We start from the raw sequence: 17,520 nt of genomic DNA, 5'->3' as shown, positions 1-17,520 counted from the left end.
GCAGTGGGTGTGGGCCTATCAGCGAGGCGAAAAGTCCAGAAAATTAAAGCGGTTTGTCCATGTGCAGCCATTGAATCGCAGGTCACACTATCCAAAGTAAGAGGATGGTGTTTGTTTCATAGAGCGAGGGGGTGAAACCGTTATGAAGAAAATTCTTTGCGTGGCTACTGCAATACTTTGTGGGTGGATCATGAATTCCCACGGGGCGAACCGCTATTGGGTATCCGCCTCTGCGAGTACTTGGAACTTGGCCGCGAACTGGAGCGCCACGTCCAATGGAGTTGGAGGGGTTGGGGTTCCCGTGACTGGAGACAGCGTTTACTTTACGGCCAGCGCGAATGGCAACTGCCAGATCGACCTGAGCCCGGTCACGATCGGGCTCCTTTCGGTCAACGGTTACACAGGGCATCTGGATGGTGCCACCCTGAACCCCGACGTCACGGTGACCGGCAGTGTGACGTTTGCATCAGGTAATAATGGAACGAACTCCCTCGGCGGCGGAACCTGGACGATCGGCGGCAGTTTTGATTACATCGCCATGGGGAGCGGCACAGGCAGGGCTATGATTCCCGGTGTGTCCACCGTTGTGATGACCGGCACGAACGTGAGTCTCAAGGCGGTTTATACTATGACGTTGTGTAACCTGATGATCGCATCGAATGCCGTCGTCACCAACAACGGCACGAGCACCTCCTACCTTATGGTAACGAACAACATGGACGTCTACGGCACTATTATATCGCTGGCCAATGCCACCCGGATACAGCCCAACCGGCTTCGGGTCCATTCCTCCGGGAGGGTCACGGGTTCCGGTCTGATCTATCTTAAGAACAGCTACGGAATCCAACTGCTTGAACCCGGTAGTGTTGTTGATTTGGACACCATTCAGTTCGTATCGGACAATACGACCCCAGGTTACATCGTGCCGGGTCATTATCAGGCGACGAATCTGCTCTTCTGGGGTGAAACCTACGCCGCGACGTGGAAGATGACCAACGGCGTGTACGACATTGACGGCAGCATTTGGATGCATCAGAACAACGCGGCCGGTGCGGTCACGCTGGATTGCACGGCCGCCGTCGTGCGGGTGGGTGGCAACCTGACGAATAGCATGGCGGCGGGCGTCACGACCAACAAGTCGTGTTTCCTGGGCGCCGTCACGCTCACAGGCACGACGGATCGAGTTGTGGACCTAAACACCTTGACGAATCAGCCAGCCATCACGGTCGCCATGTCCGGCGGAACCGTGAAACTGCTCTCGGGCGTCTCCAACGCCTCGTTCACGGCGACCGGCGGAAACTTGAATTTCAACGGCAAGTCCGTGCGCACGTCGGGGAACCTGACGATCGGATCCAATGCACAGGTTGTGGGAACCAGCCTCAATGGTTCGGTAATCACGGTGGGCGGGAACCTCAGCCTGGCAGGTAAGCCTGACAGCTTTCTTGACCTGCATGCCTCGGCTCCATGGACGCTCTCGGTGGCAGGCACCGGAACCGCCGTTTACGTTGAGGTCGCGTATTCCGACGCCTCCGGTGGTTCGAGCATCACGGCCTCCTCTTCGCGGGACAGAGGCCATAACGTCAATTGGCTGCTTCCGGCGACGGGTTCCGTTCTTATCGTACAGTGATCACGGTGTATGGCCGCCATGGACCTAACTTATTGCCATTCCGGCATCCTGAGTGGCGCGCAGTGGGTGTGGGCCTATCAGTGAGGCGAAAAGTCCAGAAATTGAAAGCGGTTTGTCCATGTTCAGCCATTAAACCGCGGTGCATACTATCCAAAATAAGGGGATGGTGTTTGTTTCATAGAGCGAGGGGGTGAAACCGTTATGAAGAAAATTCTTTGCGTGGCTACTGCAATGCTTTGTGGGTGGCTCTTGAATGCCCACGGGGCGAACCGTTATTGGGTATCCGCCTCTGCGAGTACTTGGAACTTGGCCGCGAACTGGAGCGGCACGTCCAATGGGGTGGGAGGGGTTGGGGTTCCCGGGACTGGCGACAGCGTTTACTTTACCCCCAGCGCGAATGGCAACTGCCAGATAGACCTGAACCCGGTCACGATCGGGCTCCTATCGGTCAACGGTTACACGGGGCATCTGGATGGTGCCACCCTGAACCCCGACGTTACGGTTACCGGCAATGTGACGTTCGCGTCAGGTAATAGTGGAACGAACTCCCTCGGCCGCGGCACCTGGACGATCGGCGGCAGTTTCGATTACAGCGCCATGGGGAGCGGCACTGGCAGGGCTATGATTCCCGGTGTGTCCACCGTTGTGATGACCGGCACGAACGTGAGTCTCAAGGCGGTTTATACTATGACGTTGTGTAACCTGATGATCGCATCGAATGCCGTCGTCACCAACAACGGCACGAGCACCTCCTACCTTATGGTAACGAACAACATGGACGTCTACGGCACTATTATATCGCTGGCCAATGCCACCCGGATACAGCCCAACCGGCTTCGGGTCCATTCCTCCGGGAGGGTCACGGGTTCCGGTCTGATCTATCTTAAGAACAGCTACGGAATCCAACTGCTTGAACCCGGTAGTGTTGTTGATTTGGACACCATTCAGTTCGTATCGGACAATACGACCCCAGGTTACATCGTGCCGGGTCATTATCAGGCGACGAATCTGCTCTTCTGGGGTGAAACCTACGTCAAGACGTGGAAGATGACCAACGGCGTGTACGACATTGACGGCAGCATTCAATTATTGCAGACAAACGAGGCCGGTGCGGTCACGCTGGATTGCACGGCCGCCGTCGTGCGGGTTGGTGGTAACCTGACGAATATCAGGAATGCGGGCGTCGTGACCAATAAATCGCGCTTTGTGGGGGCCGTCACGCTGACGGGAACGAAGGACCGGGTCGTGGACCTCAATACCATGCCCCAGCAGCCTGCGTTGACCATGGCCATGTCGGCCGGAACCGTGACGCTCATGTCGGGCGTCTCCAACGCCTCGCTTACGGTGACGGGCGGATGCCTGAATGTGAACGGCAAGCCGATACGGACCACAGGGAATCTCACGATCGGGGGCAATGCGCAGGTTACGGGATCCGGCCTCAATGGCTCGGCAGTCACGGTGGGCGGGAATCTAGATGTAAGCGGCGGCGGGGGGGCGCCACTCGACCTGCATGCCACCGCTCCGTGGACTCTTTCGGTGACCGGAAGCGGCGCCGCCAGCAATGTGAATGTGTCGTATTCCGACGCTTCCGGGGGTTCGACCATCCGCGCTGTCAACTCCACGGATGGCGGTAATAACACCAATTGGCAGTTCGTTTCAGGCGGTACAACCTTGCCCGTTGTGACCAATCTTGGTGTGACTGTCTGGAGACTAACGGCCGACCTTCAGGCTCAGGTGACCGATACCGGGGGCGACACTCCCTCAGCGTGGTTCCGGTACTGGATTGACGGCCAATCGACCACGACGACAGTAGCCAAAGGACTTCAAGGCGCGACTTTTTCGACCACCCTGAGCGGACTCTCGGTGGGCAGCAATTACTCCTACGTGGTCGTGGTCTCCAACTCGGCAGGTGGCGCCTCGTCGGCAGTGAAGACGTTTACGCCGAGCGATATCTCCGGTGGACAGAGCACCAATATCTACTGGGTGTCCTCGGCGGCAAGTGCCTGGAGCAATGCCGCGAACTGGGCAACTTCCTCCAACGGGGTCGGCGGCGTTGGCCTGCCGGGAACCAGAGACAATGTTTACTTCACCGCCAGTGAGAACGGCAATTGCCGGATCGACATCAATCCTCTAACGATCGGAAGTGTGTCGGTCAACGGCTATACGGGGCATCTGGATGCGGCTACGTATAACCCCGATGTGACGGTGACGGGAAATGTGACTTTCGCTTCCGGCGTCAACGGCACCAATTCCCTTGGAAACGGCACCTGGACCATCGGAGGCAGTTTCGACTACTCTGGTATGGGGGCAAGCAACAGGAAACTCAACCCGAATTCCTCGACCGTTGTGATGACGGGGATGAACGTGGGGATCAAGGCCAACTACTACCAGTCCTTGTGGAATCTCTCGATCGCTTCGAATGCCGTGGTTACCAACAATGGCGAAAGTAGCAGTACCTATATCAACGTCAGCAGTAACCTGGATATCTATGGATCGTTGTCGTTGGGCTATGCCAATCCGTTGCATATCCATGTCTTTGCGACGGGGCGGCTTACTGGCGCCGGGGGTGTTGGGTTGAGCGGGTCGATTCAGTTTGCCCCTGGCGGCGTCATCGATCTGAATTCGATCGAATTGTTAAGGCCAATCGGGGGGAATACGCTCCCGCCGGGGCACTATCAGATGACCAATCTCGTCGTGTGGGGTGAAACTTATACGACGACATGGTATCTAACGAATGGAGTCTATAACATCGATGGCAACATCCAATTCTACCAGAACAATGAAGCCGGGGCGGCTACGCTGGACTGTACGGCTTCGAGCATTAATGTTGGGGGGAGTCTCTCCAACGGAATGAACGCCGCTGTTGTGACCAATAAATCGCGCTTTTTGGGGGGCATCACGCTGACGGGAGTGAAGGATCGGTATGTGAATCTCAATACCATGCCCCAGCAGCCGGCCCTGACCATGGCCATGTCCGCCGGGACCGTGACGCTTCTTTCAGGCGTCTCCAACGCCGCGGTGACGGTGACCGGCGGATGTTTGAATGTGAATGGCAAACCGATCCGAACCTCGGGAAACCTTACGATAGGCGGCGATGCGCAGGTAGTGGGATCCGGACTCAATGGTTCGGTAATCACGGTGGGTGGCAACCTTAGCCTGGCAGGTAAGCCCGACAGCCTTCTTGACCTGCAAGCTACGGCTACGTGGATGCTCTCCGTGGTCGGGAGTGGTACCGCTGGTAATGTGAATGTGTCGTATTCCGACGCTTCGGGTGGTTCGACCATTATGGCATTCTATTCGCGGGACAGCGGACATAATGTCAATTGGCTGTTTCAGATGGGTTCCGTCTTTACGATCCGGTGATCACGGCGTATGAGTGACTGTTCGACGGCGGGCGCGAAATGTCCAGAAACGCAAGTTGTTTTGTCCATAGAGCGGACGCCAAAGGCGTGCTAATGTGAAAAAATGAATCTACTTGGTTCGATAGATCATTCCGGGCGTTGTTACCATCAATTCATGCCGCTGGACTTGCCGCCTGAGGCGAAGTTCTTCCATCGGAATTTCAACAACATGACGGCCACGGATTACGGGCCGGTCATGCGCTTGCTACAGGGGTTCGACGCAGATCATGCCAGCCAGGATTTTCTTATTGCAGGCGACGTGGGAAGCTCCCGCTACATACTGGTTGGCGCGGTGACGGCGCGACGTTCGTTGACGTATTTGCATTTACACTGCCGCCAGACACGCATCACTGGCGTCAGCTTCTATCAGCCGGATATTCCGCCGGACGCTGAACCGGAGAGGATGGTGTGTCTGGAAGGCGAGGATTGGCAAACATTATTGATCGAATATGCCGATCAGGCCGCCCGGCAGGCTGGCGTGGCTCCTATTCGCCCTGAAAAAAACGTGCTGGGCTATTGTTCCTGGTATTACCATCACGATCAAATTACTCACGACAATTTTATGGATAACGTTGGAGCTTTAGTTGCGGCGCGGAGCGATTTTCCCGCGCAGATTGCGCAAATTGATGACGGATATCAGTCTCATCACGGCGACTGGTTGGTCAACAATTCACATTGGCCTGGTTCAATTGAGGAAGTAGCCTCGCGCATTCGTCACGACGGCCTGCGTGCGGGAATTTGGTTGATGCCATTACTCGCATCCACTTCCAGTGAGTTGTTTTGTCATCATCCCGACTGGTTCGTTAAGGATCAAAGCGGACAGCCCTGGCTTATGCGGGGATGGTCGGCCCCGCCAGAACATCACTGGGCCTGTTTGGATGCAACTCAAACGGCAGTATGCGAACACCTTAAGCGGATATTTGTCACGCTCTACAAATGGGGGTTTGACTACTTTAAACTGGATGGCTTGGGTTTCATGACGCCCGCTGGTTTCCGTTCCGACCCACAGGCGACGGGTGTGAGTGCTTATCGTCTGGCCTTGGATACTATTCGTCGTGCAGTCCCGAACGCTACTTTGGTCGGGTGTTGTCCGCCTTACTTGGCCTCATTAGGTTTTATTGACCATGCCCGTATCAGTGCTGATACGGCTGCTTGCTGGATCAAGCACCGTCTAGATGAAGGAACCTCTTATGAGGAGGAAAATGCACCGCCTGATCCCGAAGCCCCCTGTTTGTCAAATGCCTTGCATCAGGCGCTTTCGCGATGGTGGATGATCGATCGCTGGTTCCGGGCTGATCCGGACGTGGTGTTTGTTCGTGAAGACAATTCCCGCCTGACCGAAGGGGAATCCCGGCTCAGTGCTCTGGCAGGCATTCTCACAGGTGTGATTATCACGAGTGATCATCTGAAACGTTTGTCGTCCGAACGCTTGGATTTACTAAAGCGAATAGCTGCTTTGCGGTTGAATCATCCCAGACCGGTCGCTTGTCGGGCAGGATACTGGCCGCAGGTGTTTGCGGGAACTGTGGAGGGGCGAAGAGCGGTGGCTATCTTTAATGACCTGCCACGTCCGCATACATGGAAACTAAGTGCGTGGGGCGTTGGCGCGGGGGGCTATGAACTTTTGCATCCTTTGGGAGTTGTTGGCGACAATATTACTGTCCCTGCCCATGATGCAGCGCTGGTGATTGAGCCATTTGGAACATTGGACCCCCATCCATGAAACCGATGGAATTATTGGCATCCGCCGTCGGAAGCTACCAGTCCTAAATGTCCAGTTTCCCAAACCGTTTTGTCCATGGTAGATCCCGTAGTGTCTGGTAAAAAGAGGTCAAGTGAGATGTGAGTTTGAGAACAAGGAGGATTTTAAATGAAGATGAGTAAACTGCGAATCGCAGCGGCGTGGATTATTGTGTGTGTGCTGGGCAGCGTGGCATCGAGCCAGGCGGTGACCGCCACCTGCGCGCCGTATGGGCGCGTCGATCCAGCCAACAAACAGCAGGTGACGGTGGATCCGAACGCGGTCTGGCTGGAAAACGAGCACCTCAGACTAGCCCTCATTACCGTGGCTCCGTACGCCGGTCAGGTGTTTTCGCTGGTCTATAAGCCCACCGGTCAGGAATTATGCAATCCGATGACCCTCCAAGGCTATTGGCAAGATCGCGGGGTGCCCGGCGTGATCACCGAAGGCAAAGGAGAAATCCTCTCGCAGTCGGATACACAGGCCCAGGTCCGCATCACTTACCTTAGCACCGGTGAAGAGGCTGGAAAGAAGATCGCCCTCCGTCACACCAAGACCTATACGCTCAAAAAAGGTGCGTCTAATGTCCAGGTGGACTGGAAGCAGGAAAACATCGGTACTGACAGGATCTTTTACAACCCGTGGATCAAACATGTGGGCGGGTTGGGCGAGACTTTCCTGAAAGGTCAGGCCAAGATCGTGATGCCACAGGGGTTGACCAAACTCGATTGGGATTTTGTGCCGACGTTGAACTGGGTCGTGCGGCTTTCGGGTGAAGAAAATAGTGAGACGACCCCGATGGTCACCAGCCTGACGGACTACCGCCGGATATTCCGGCAGTGCGCATGGGCGGTGCCGCCCCGCTATACCCTGGAGACAACCCTGACCCGCGTGGATCTGAAACCCGGTGAGGCGTCCGAACTGCCCTCCGTGCTTCTGGTTACGCCCAATCTGGGGAATGTGGGATATGCCGCCCCCGAACTGGCGGCATCGTTGGAAACAACCAGCGAAATCAAGCCGGGACAGGAACTCTCTCTGAAGGTGAACATCGCAGCGGGCGTGGACCTGGGCGAGAAACGGCTCGAGGGGCAGATTGCCACAGCAACGGGTGAACAGGTGGCAAAGGTTCCCAACCAGCAGGTACAGTTGCAGGCCGGCAAAATCAGTGTGGTGTCATATGCATTCACCCCGCCGAAAGACGGTGTCTATTTCATCAATCTTACGGTCTTCGACCGTCAGCAACCCATCAAACTCGGCGAGGAAATCAAGTCGCAGAAGACCTATATCACGCTGCCGATCGTGGTTGGCCCCGCGCCGGCGGTGGTCGTCCAAAACTGGCAGGCGGAGGATAAAGGCTTTCCGGGCCGCAAAGAGCGCGAGGTCAAACCTTGGCGAACCCTAGTTAATGTACCCGCCCTCAAGGCGGGCCAGGTGCTGGTACCCGAACGGATTTTCCCGGAGGACAAATTTATCTATGAGGAAAAGGCGCAACCCGCTGCCATCCGCTTGGCGGGGGGGGAATACGAATGCCTCCAGTTCGTGGTGGACGTGTCTGAAAAGGAAGACCCTATGGCGGTGGCGGTCACTCTTTCGACGATCAAAAACGACCAAGGGGTTGCCTTGGAGAGTGTTCGGGTCCGAGAGCAAATCTACCTAACCACGGAAATCCCCAGCGACTTCGCGGACTTCCCGGTTGGCCAGTGGCCTGATCCGCTGTTTGAGACCGACTGGGTAACGAAGATACCGAACGCGCCGATTACGAAGCAGAATGTCGAATTCATTAAGAAGTCGCATAGACGAGTGTTCTGGATGACAGTCCATGCACAGTCCGAGGCGAAAGGGGGCCTCTACAAGGGCAGAATCGGCCTGACGCTGGCCGGAAAGGCTGTTGGCGAATTCCCTGTCGAGGTCAAGGTCAATGCCTTTGTCCTTCCGAAGCGCGCGGCCCTGCGATGCGCCACAGGCATGGTGGGTTGGCGAGGAAACGCTACAAACAACTGGGCGACGCTGGGCCTACCCGACGAAGAGATCAAGGAGATCGGCAAGACCTCCATGGATTCCTACTGGCGGCTGATTATCGAGTATGGCTGGACCCCTACGATGTGCTTTGGTCCCGCCACTGTCTGGGAAAAATACAAGGATGTGGGTCGTGGGGTCAGTGTCTTCCCCTCGGGTGGTAAAAAACAGGACGAAGATTGGCTGATCAAGAATGACCTGCTCAAGTATGCGTTCATGTACGCCCCGTTTGACGAGCATCCCGATGGCAAAGTGCCGGAAGTCGCCGAATGGGCGAGGAAGTGGAAGGCGGAGCACAAAACTCCGGTTCTCGACTGCTATTACGGCCGCGAAGTCGAGCCACTGTTTGGCCTGGTGGATGTCTGGCTGGGACAAAGTCCCAAGTCACCCTGGTGGGGGAAATCCACCCCGCCGCTGGGGTGGGGCGACAAAGCGATCGCGCGCAAGCAGGCGGGCGATCAGTTCTTCAGTTGCAACGCCTCGCTGGTCTGGCACGTGGAGTATATCCCTGTCCAGGGACGCTCGGAGTTCTGGAATGACTTCGCCATCGGCGTGGACGGCCGCTACGTCTACAGCACCTGCCGCTGGACCGTGGACGTCTATAAGAAGAACTGGACCACCGGCAACTACATGGGTTGCTTAGTGTATCCGGGGCCGCACGGCATCACCACCTCGATCCGCTTGGAGACCCTGCGCGATGCCGCGGAAGATTATGACTATCTGACGCTCCTGCGCGAGGCAGTGGCCACCGCAAAGAAAGGGAATACCGCCGCGTTCGCGATACAGAAAGCCGAGGGAATCGTGAATGATCAAAAACTGTCGACGCGTGTCATGACCGTCGAAACCCTCCATGCGTTACGGAACGAAATTTCCGATCTGCTTGAGGCTTTTGGTGTTGCCCGAAAAAAGGCAGGCCAGTAATGCGCCTGCTTTTTTTTCGAGCAACCGTGGGCTTATGGCTGGCGTTTACCGCCGCCAGCTTGGCGCAGGAACTGCCCGTCACGGCCGGGTTTGGTAAGATCCTGTTCCTTGACCCCAAAACCAAGCAACTGGACTTGGTGCTGGATCCCAAGGCGATCTACCTGGAAAACGAGTGCCTTAAGGCGGGCATCTGCACGGGCCAAAATGCCGGGCAGATCATGGACCTGGTTTACAAACCCATGAATCTCCAGCTTGCCAACCAGCTTGTGCCGATGGGCTATTGCCGCGAACGGTATAACGCCGAGGGGCTCCCGGAATGGGTCACGCCCACAAACATTCAAACCGAGATTATCGAGCAGGGGGGGGCGCGCGCGGTAGCGAAAGTCAGTTACGAATTCGGCCAACCGGGAACGCCGGATGGCGCGACCGTTGCACGTAGCGCCCTTCGTTCCACAAAAACCTACACGCTAACGCGGGGGGCGGCTTGCCTGATTGTTAGATGGAAACTGGAAAACGTCGGCCAGACGGTCTTCGAGTTGAATCCGTGGCTGTCGCATGTTGGGGGCCATCTCGAAAAGTCCCTGGCCGGCCTGGCCAACAACCGCCTGCTTCAACCCGAGGGGCCCGTCAACCTGGGCCATGAACGGTGGGCCGATCCGGTGACGGATTGGACGGCCCGGACGTCGGGCCCGACAAATAGTGAAGAACTACCGATGGTCTGCAGCATCACCGATTTTCGACAGGTCTTCCAGCACTTATTCTGGCAGCGTTCGCCCCGGTTCACGCTCCAAACCATTTACAGCCGCATTGCGCTGAAACCCGGAGAAAGCTGGCAAACCGATTATGTCATCGCCGCCATGCCGAATCTGGGCAACGTGACTTATGTTGCGCCCGAACTGGCCGCGTCGGTCGATGTTGCCGACGAGCCGCTCCAGCCCGGGAGGGAGGCGAGGCTCACGGTCAACATCGCCGCCGCGATGGAGTTGGGCGAAAAGTGCCTTAAAGGTCGAGTGCTCGACGCCAACGACCGGCCCGTTCTGGAGTTGCCGGAGCGGCCGGTCCGGTTGACGCCTGGCAAGATCGCCCGGTTGGACTATCGCTTCACTCCACCCTCGAACGGCGTCTACCGCCTCTCGCTTGCCCTGTATGCCGGCCCGGACAAACTCCCGCTAGGGAAGATCGTCGGAAGCCAGCAGGACGCCATCACTCTGCCTCTGGTTGTCGGCCCTCCGCCTGCGGTGGTGATTCCGAAATGGCAGAACGACGGCTTCGCATGGGCACGGCGCAAGGCGCGGGAAGTGAAGCCTTGGCGGACGTTGGTGAACAACGCCGTTCTCAAGGCCGGGCAGATACTGGTTCCCGATCGGATCTTTCTGGAGGACACGTTGCTATACGAAGATGCACTTCGCCCGGCGTTTATCCGGTTGGCAGGTGGGGAATACGAATGCCTACAGTTTGCGATCGAAATCCCCGCGCCGGCCGATCCGATGGCGCTGGAGGTGGGACTCTCGGCGCTCCGGAATGGCGAGGGTGCTGCCCTGGAGAAGGCCGAGGTGCGCGAACAGATCTACCTGACCACCGAAACACCCAGCTACTTTCTGGGTTTCCCCATCGGCCAGTGGCCCGATCCGCTTTTTGAGTCCGACTGGGAGGCTAAGATACCCAACGCCCCGATCGCGCAACAGAATATTGCGTTCATCAAGAAGGGCCACAAACGGGTTTACTGGGTAACCGTGCGCGCCCAACCCGACGCCAGGCCCGGTCTGTATAAGGGTGCCGTCACCCTGACCCTGGCCGGCAAGCCCGCAGGTGAATTTCCCGTGGAAGTCAAGGTCAATGCCTTTGTCCTTCCCAGGCGTGCAACTCTTCGGTGCAGCACTGGCATGGTGGGCTGGCATGGGAACGGCGCCAGCAATTGGGAGATATTGGGCCTTCCGGCCGAAGCGGTGAAGACGATTAGCAAGAATGCCAGGGATCAATACTGGCGGCTGATCTTGGAATATGGCTGGACGCCGACGATGTTCTTGAGCGGCGTGACGAGCTGGGAAGAATACAAGAATGTCGGCCGCGGCCTGAGCGTTTTCCCCTCCGGTAAAAGCAAGGGAAACGAAGCCTGGTTGATCACGAACAACGTGATCAATTACGCCTACATCTACGCGCCATTCGATGAGCACACCGACCAGAAGATTCCCGAGGTCGTTGCATGGGCGAAAGCTTGGAAGCAGGAAAGCAAAATCCCCATTCTTGATTGCTACTATGGCGCAAAAGTCGAGGAATTGTTCGGGTTCGTGGATGTCTGGCTGGGCCAAAGCCCCAAGTCTCCCTGGTGGGGCAAACCCACCCCTCCGCTGGGGTGGGGCGACAAGGCCGTGGCACGCAAGCAGGCGGGCGATCAGTTCTTCAGTTGCAACGCCAACCTGATCTGGCACGTGGAGTTTGTGCCGGCAGAATGTCGCTCGGAGTTCTGGAACGATTTTGCCGTCGGTGTGGACGGGCGCTATGTCTATAGCACCTGCCGCTGGACGGAAGACGTCTACAAGAAGAACTGGACCAGCGGTAATTACATGGGTTGCGTGGTGTATCCGGGGCCGCACGGCATCACCACCTCGATCCGCCTGGAGACCCTGCGCGATGCTGTCGAGGACTACGACTATCTGGCCCTCTTGAGAGAGAGGGTCCGGCGGATTGACAATTCCCGCCAGATGCCCGCAGGGCCCATTGAACAAGCCAAGGCCATCCTTGAGGACCCCAAGCTCGCCGAAAAGGTCAACACAACGATCACGCTGCACGAAATGAGAAATCGCCTGGCCGACCTGATCGAGCAATTGGGCCTATAGGCAGTATGACTGTTACATCTGAAGGAAGCCATGAATGAAACAAGCAGAATGAATTGCCGCCCAACTTCGAGCGCTACGCCGGTATATAGCGCCTTTGAGGAAGTCGCCTTGAGATCCATCACTCCCGAGGGCTGGCTACGCGTGTGGCTGGAACGTCAAGCTACGGGGCTGACCGGTCACATCGAGGCGGCTGGTTATCCGTTCGACACGAAAGGGTGGGGTACGCAACGGCTGATTACCAAGGGCAAGATTATCTGGTGGCCGTATGAACAGATTGCCTATTGGATCGACGGCGCTTTGCGCTGCGCCCACCTGTTGCGGGACGAGGCCCTGCTTCGCAAGCCGCTGGATCAGATCGAGTTTGTGCTCCGCCATCAGGCAAAAGACGGGTTCCTGGGCATTAACGCCCTGCGTCCACGCGAGAAGGAAAACCAGTGGCCGCATGTCATTCTTTTCCGCGCCCTGATGGCTCATGCAGGCGTCACCGGTGAGCGACGCTTCGTCGAGGTGATCCGTCGGTATTATCTGTCCGGCACGGCAGATTACAGCCACGGCCGTGAGATCTGCCACCTGGAGCCGATGCTATGGGCCTGGCGGCAAACCGGTGACCGCCGGCTCTTACGCCTGGCCATGAAGGCCTATCGGGACTATAATCGGAGGCAGTCCGCATCTGATACCGCACAGCGCCAGTTGCTCTCGGTCAAGCGGGCTACTGATCACGGCGTCAACTACAACGAGATTGGCAAGCTCGGCGCCTTGATCCATGCGCACACGGGTGACAGGCGGGCGCTGGCCGCCGCGGTGAACGCCTACCGCAAGATGGATCGCGACCAGATGTTGATCAGCGGGATTCCGAGTTCCAGCGAAAGGCTGCGCGGAAAAGACCCCCTCGACAGCCATGAAGTTTGCGACATCGCCGACTATACCTGGGGGGCGGGCCATCTGCTGCTGGCAACCGGGCGCGCGGAATATGCCGACAAGATCGAACGGGCCTGCCTGAACGCCGCGCCGGGGGCGGTCACGAAGGACTTCAAGGCGCTGCAATACTTTTCCTGCCCGAACCAGGTGCTGGCAACGGACAAGAGCAATCATAACGATTACCATCGTGGCTGGAAATGGATGTCGTTCCGGCCGAATCCAGGAACGGAATGCTGCCCCGGAAACGTGAACCGCATCCTGCCCAACTACGCGGCACGGATGTGGCTGCGCGATCACGACGGTGGGGTGGTTGCTGCCCTGTACGGAGCCTCACGCCTGACCTTTCAGGTCGGAAAGCCAGTCCGCGAGGTGACTTTGGTCGAGGAGACCGAATTTCCTTTTTCGGAGCACATCGAATTCCAGGTTCGATCCAACGGGCCGGCAACCTTTTCGCTTCGCTTGCGCATTCCAGGCTGGTGCCGCAAGGCGGTCATCGCTCTCAACGGGCGGGACTTGCGGTTGCGATGCCGACCGGGCACGTTTGCGGAACTGCGCCGGACCTTTGAGCCGAACGACCGCATCACCCTGACGTTGCCGATGGAACTGAAACTCAGCCGCTGGCCGCGGGGTGGGATTGGCGTCGAGCACGGGCCTCTGGTGTACGCCTTGCCGATTCGCGAACACCGGGTAATCGACCGGGCGGAGAAAAATCAGACGTGCGATCTGCCCGCGTGGAACCTGACGCCAGCCAGTCCGTGGAATTATGCGCTGGCTGTAGATGAGCGGTCACTCGAGGAGCGCGTAAGCGTGGTCCGCCGACCCGCCACCGGATTTCCCTGGGATGCCGGGACGACCCCCTGCCTGTTGCATGTTCCGGCCCGCCGGGTGTCCGGCTGGAAAATCGAACGCCCTCGAACGGTTAAGGTACATTACTGGGCGCCGAATGGAGGCGTTCGGGACGAAACCGAGCATGGCCGGTATGCCTTCACTCCTCAATTGCTCGCGCCACAGGATCTGACGGGGCGTCTGGGTAAGCGGCTCGAAACCGTGACACTCGTGCCCTACGGTTGCACACAACTTCGACTCGCCGTCTTTCCGGTCTGTGCTCAATAACAAGGAGTCAGGAATCATGAAACAGTTTGCCATTTTACATACGCTTATTGTGATCACTTCACTCTCGGCCGGCACGGATTGGGCGGCAACGCCAGAAGAGTCTGCTCCCCCGACGGTGGGTGCGGAAGCTTATTACCGGCAGGTCTTTTGGACCTTGAATGAACTGGAACGTCAGTTACCGGCGATCACGGCATGTGCAAGCGCGGCGGCGGAATGGTACGTGGAAGACGCCACCCTGGGCCTCGGTGCGGACGGCAACGCCGCTTTCGTTGCCGAAGCGCAGTATCGCAGCGGCGGAGTGATGGCCATGTTGGGGCGATCGCCGGAAAAGGAGTGGCGGGGTGTTTTACTCTATTGCCTTCGCGAGGATCGCATGGCGGAGGATCTCGAACGTTTGGCGCTGTATCGCCGGCATGGCTGTCGAGTGATTCTGTTTGGCAGCACAAACCTGCTCCAACAGGCGCGAGTGGCATCGTTCAAGGCGGACGCAGAGATGATCATTCCCGCCGCCGTCGGGAACGGATTGTTTCGTTCCGCCGTTGGCACATGGGTGACACCTACTTATGAAACGGCGGCGATGGCGGCGCTGTGGGTGTGGACAGGTGAATTTGTCGCCGCCTGCACGCGGCACGGAAGCATGCCGCCGATGTATCAGTCCATCCGCATCCCAACCGGCAAAGAACGCAACGCGAAACTGCGCGACATCCGCTTCCAGGCCTTCTGCCCCCCGGCGGCGAAAGAAGGCGAACTTGCATTGCGTTGGCTGGCGGCGACGCGAAACCGACTCTCGACCGTTCGCAAAAATCAATCGGACAAGATTGTGCGGATCGCGAAGCTGGCGAACGAGGCGCGCCACGCGGGACACCGGGCTTTCGCGATTACTGGCGGACACGGAGTCGCGGCCATTCTGGGGATGCCCCACGATGGCGGGCTCTTCATTCGAATCGATCCGCGCACGCTGGACCCTAAGAAAGCCGACCCAAATTTGTCTTTTCAAAAGGGCGACTTCCTTTTGGTGGCCGGGTACGATCACATTTTCAACGATGCAGGTAGTTTTCATCTGATTGATCGTTTCCGTGAAGCGGGCGGTACCGTGGCTTTTTGCATCGCCACCTATCGAAAAGATCAAATCGAACAGATACGGCCAGCTGATGTCCTTTTGGATACGGGATGGGAGTACGGAGACGCGGATGTGGATCTTTCTGGATACGAGGTGAAGATTCTTCCTACCAGCGGCATTCTTACAGCTGCGATCTTCTTTATGATCGACTCTGAATTGCTCGCGTTGACCGAACCGAAAACAACAGGAGAGATCTTGTGATCGCAATAACTCCGGAGAAAGGAAACTGTATGAACAGAGTATGGACACACGCTTTCTTAACGACCTTTATAGCCTGTGGCGGTCTCATAGCCTCGTCCGCAATGGCGAATGTCAGGCTACCGGCGATTTTCGGCAGCAATATGGTGCTTCAGCAGGGCGCACCGGTAGTTGTGTGGGGATGGGCGGAGACGGGGGAAGAAGTCACCGTTTCCGTAGCCGGTCAGGAGGTCGCGGTTACAACCGATAAGGGCGGCAAGTGGTCCCTTAAACTGGCGCCGCTCAAGAGCGGCGGGCCCGTGACGATGGTCGTACAGGGTCGCAACCGGATTGAATTGACCAATATCCTGGTGGGGGAAGTCTGGCTGTGCTCGGGGCAGTCCAATATGGGACGCAGCGTTGCCAGTGCGCAAAATGCCACGCAGGAAATCGCCCAGGCGAAATATCCGACCATCCGGCTGTTCCGCGTGGCCAGCCAGACCTCGCCCACGCCGCTGGACGACGTCCAGGGCGAGTGGGTGGAGTGCAGCCCGGAAACCGTCGCCAAATTCTCGGCTGTGGCATACTACTTTGGGCGTGAACTTCACCAGAGACTTTCGGTCCCCGTCGGGCTGATTCACGCCTCCTGGCTCGGCACCCCGATCGAGCCCTGGACGCCGCTGGAGGCGATGGAAGCCGAAGCGGAGTTCCGGCCGGAAGTCGAGCGCTGGCGGAAGAGCGTCGCAGGTTTCCCGGCCGTGATGGCGGCCTATGAAAAGCGGCTGGCGGAGTATCGCAAGGAGCATGCTACACAACCCGCAGCCCAGGCCGGAACCGCAGGCACTCCTGATGACCCGAAAGCGCCCAAGCCCCCGCTGGACCCGGGGCACGTACGCTGGTCGCCGTCGGTGATTTACAATGGGATGATCCACCCCCTGATGCGGTTCGGTCTGGCTGGTGTCGCATGGTACCAGGGCGAAGGCAACGTGCCCGCCGCCCGCCAATACCGCAAGCGGCTGCCCCTGCTGATCCAATCCTGGCGCAGGAACGCCGGACAGGAACTGCCTTTCCTGATCGTCCAGATCGCTAACTACGGTCCGGTCAAGGATGAGCCCGTCGAAGGCGCCTGGGCGGAACTCCGTGAGGCTCAGGCGATGGCCCTGTCGCTTCCCAGGACGTGTTTGGCGGTGACGATCGACATCGGCGATGCCAACGACCTGCACCCGGCCAACAAGCAGGAGGTGGGCGCACGACTGGCCCTGGCGGCGATGAAGGTGGCCTACGGCAAGGATCTGGTCTACTCCGGCCCGATCTATGAGTCGATGCGGATCGAGGATGGTGCCATCCGCGTTAAATTCAAGCATGTGGGCGGTGGCCTGGTGACCAAGAATGACCAGCCTGTCAAGGGATTCGCCGTCGCCGGGGAAGATCGGAAGTTCGTCTGGGCCGAGGCCAAGATCGACCGCGACGCCGTCGTCGTCCGCAGCGACAAGGTCGACAAGCCCGTTGCTCTACGCTACGCCTGGGCCGACAATCCTGCGTGCAACCTGTACAACAAGGAGGGCCTGCCTGCCTGTCCCTTCCGAACCGACGACGGGCCGGGTGTCACGGCTGTCAAGTAGATGCAACCGGCCATGAGTCTTGATGAG

The 17,520-nt window shown here is 58.0% G+C and carries 8 protein-coding genes; all 8 read left to right on the top strand.

What is annotated here, in order from left to right; all coding sequences use genetic code 11:
• The first annotated feature begins 142 nt into the window (after positions 1 to 142).
• The 8 genes from WCS52_12185 (at position 143) to WCS52_12150 (ending at position 17,493) form a co-directional block, all read left to right on the top strand.
• A complete protein-coding gene (locus WCS52_12185; GenBank protein MEI6167945.1) occupies positions 143 to 1,627 on the top strand; it encodes a hypothetical protein in 1,485 nt (494 codons plus the stop codon).
• 201 nt (positions 1,628 to 1,828) lie between these two features.
• Complete coding sequence (locus WCS52_12180; GenBank protein ID MEI6167944.1) at positions 1,829 to 4,990, top strand: hypothetical protein; 3,162 nt, start codon at positions 1,829 to 1,831, stop codon at positions 4,988 to 4,990.
• A gap of 102 nt (positions 4,991 to 5,092) precedes the next feature.
• Positions 5,093 to 6,751, top strand: coding sequence for a glycoside hydrolase family 36 protein (locus WCS52_12175; GenBank protein MEI6167943.1), 1,659 nt, complete (start codon positions 5,093 to 5,095; stop codon positions 6,749 to 6,751).
• A gap of 147 nt (positions 6,752 to 6,898) precedes the next feature.
• On the top strand, positions 6,899 to 9,706 hold the full coding sequence (locus WCS52_12170; GenBank protein ID MEI6167942.1) for a hypothetical protein: 2,808 nt from the start codon (positions 6,899 to 6,901) through the stop codon (positions 9,704 to 9,706).
• Positions 9,706 to 12,543, top strand: coding sequence for a DUF4091 domain-containing protein (locus tag WCS52_12165; protein MEI6167941.1), 2,838 nt, complete (start codon positions 9,706 to 9,708; stop codon positions 12,541 to 12,543). The genes WCS52_12170 and WCS52_12165 overlap by 1 nt, the downstream gene beginning before the upstream one ends.
• Before the next feature lie 30 nt (positions 12,544 to 12,573).
• Positions 12,574 to 14,574 carry a beta-L-arabinofuranosidase domain-containing protein gene (locus WCS52_12160; GenBank protein MEI6167940.1) on the top strand — a complete coding sequence of 667 codons (2,001 nt, stop codon included), beginning with the start codon at positions 12,574 to 12,576 and terminating at the stop codon, positions 14,572 to 14,574.
• Positions 14,575 to 14,590: 16 nt separating this feature from the next.
• Entirely contained in the window at positions 14,591 to 15,895 is a 1,305-nt protein-coding gene (locus WCS52_12155; GenBank protein MEI6167939.1) for a hypothetical protein, read from the top strand.
• A 29-nt stretch (positions 15,896 to 15,924) separates the two neighbouring features.
• Positions 15,925 to 17,493, top strand: coding sequence for a sialate O-acetylesterase (locus WCS52_12150; protein ID MEI6167938.1), 1,569 nt, complete (start codon positions 15,925 to 15,927; stop codon positions 17,491 to 17,493).
• Positions 17,494 to 17,520: the final 27 nt, after the last annotated feature.

It is taken from the genome of bacterium (assembly GCA_037128595.1).
In the GTDB taxonomy this organism is placed as follows: domain Bacteria; phylum Verrucomicrobiota; class Kiritimatiellia; order CAIKKV01; family CAITUY01; genus JAABPW01.
The sequence above is the reverse complement of the archived record's forward strand: the minus strand, read 5'-3'. Positions and strand labels throughout refer to the sequence as shown.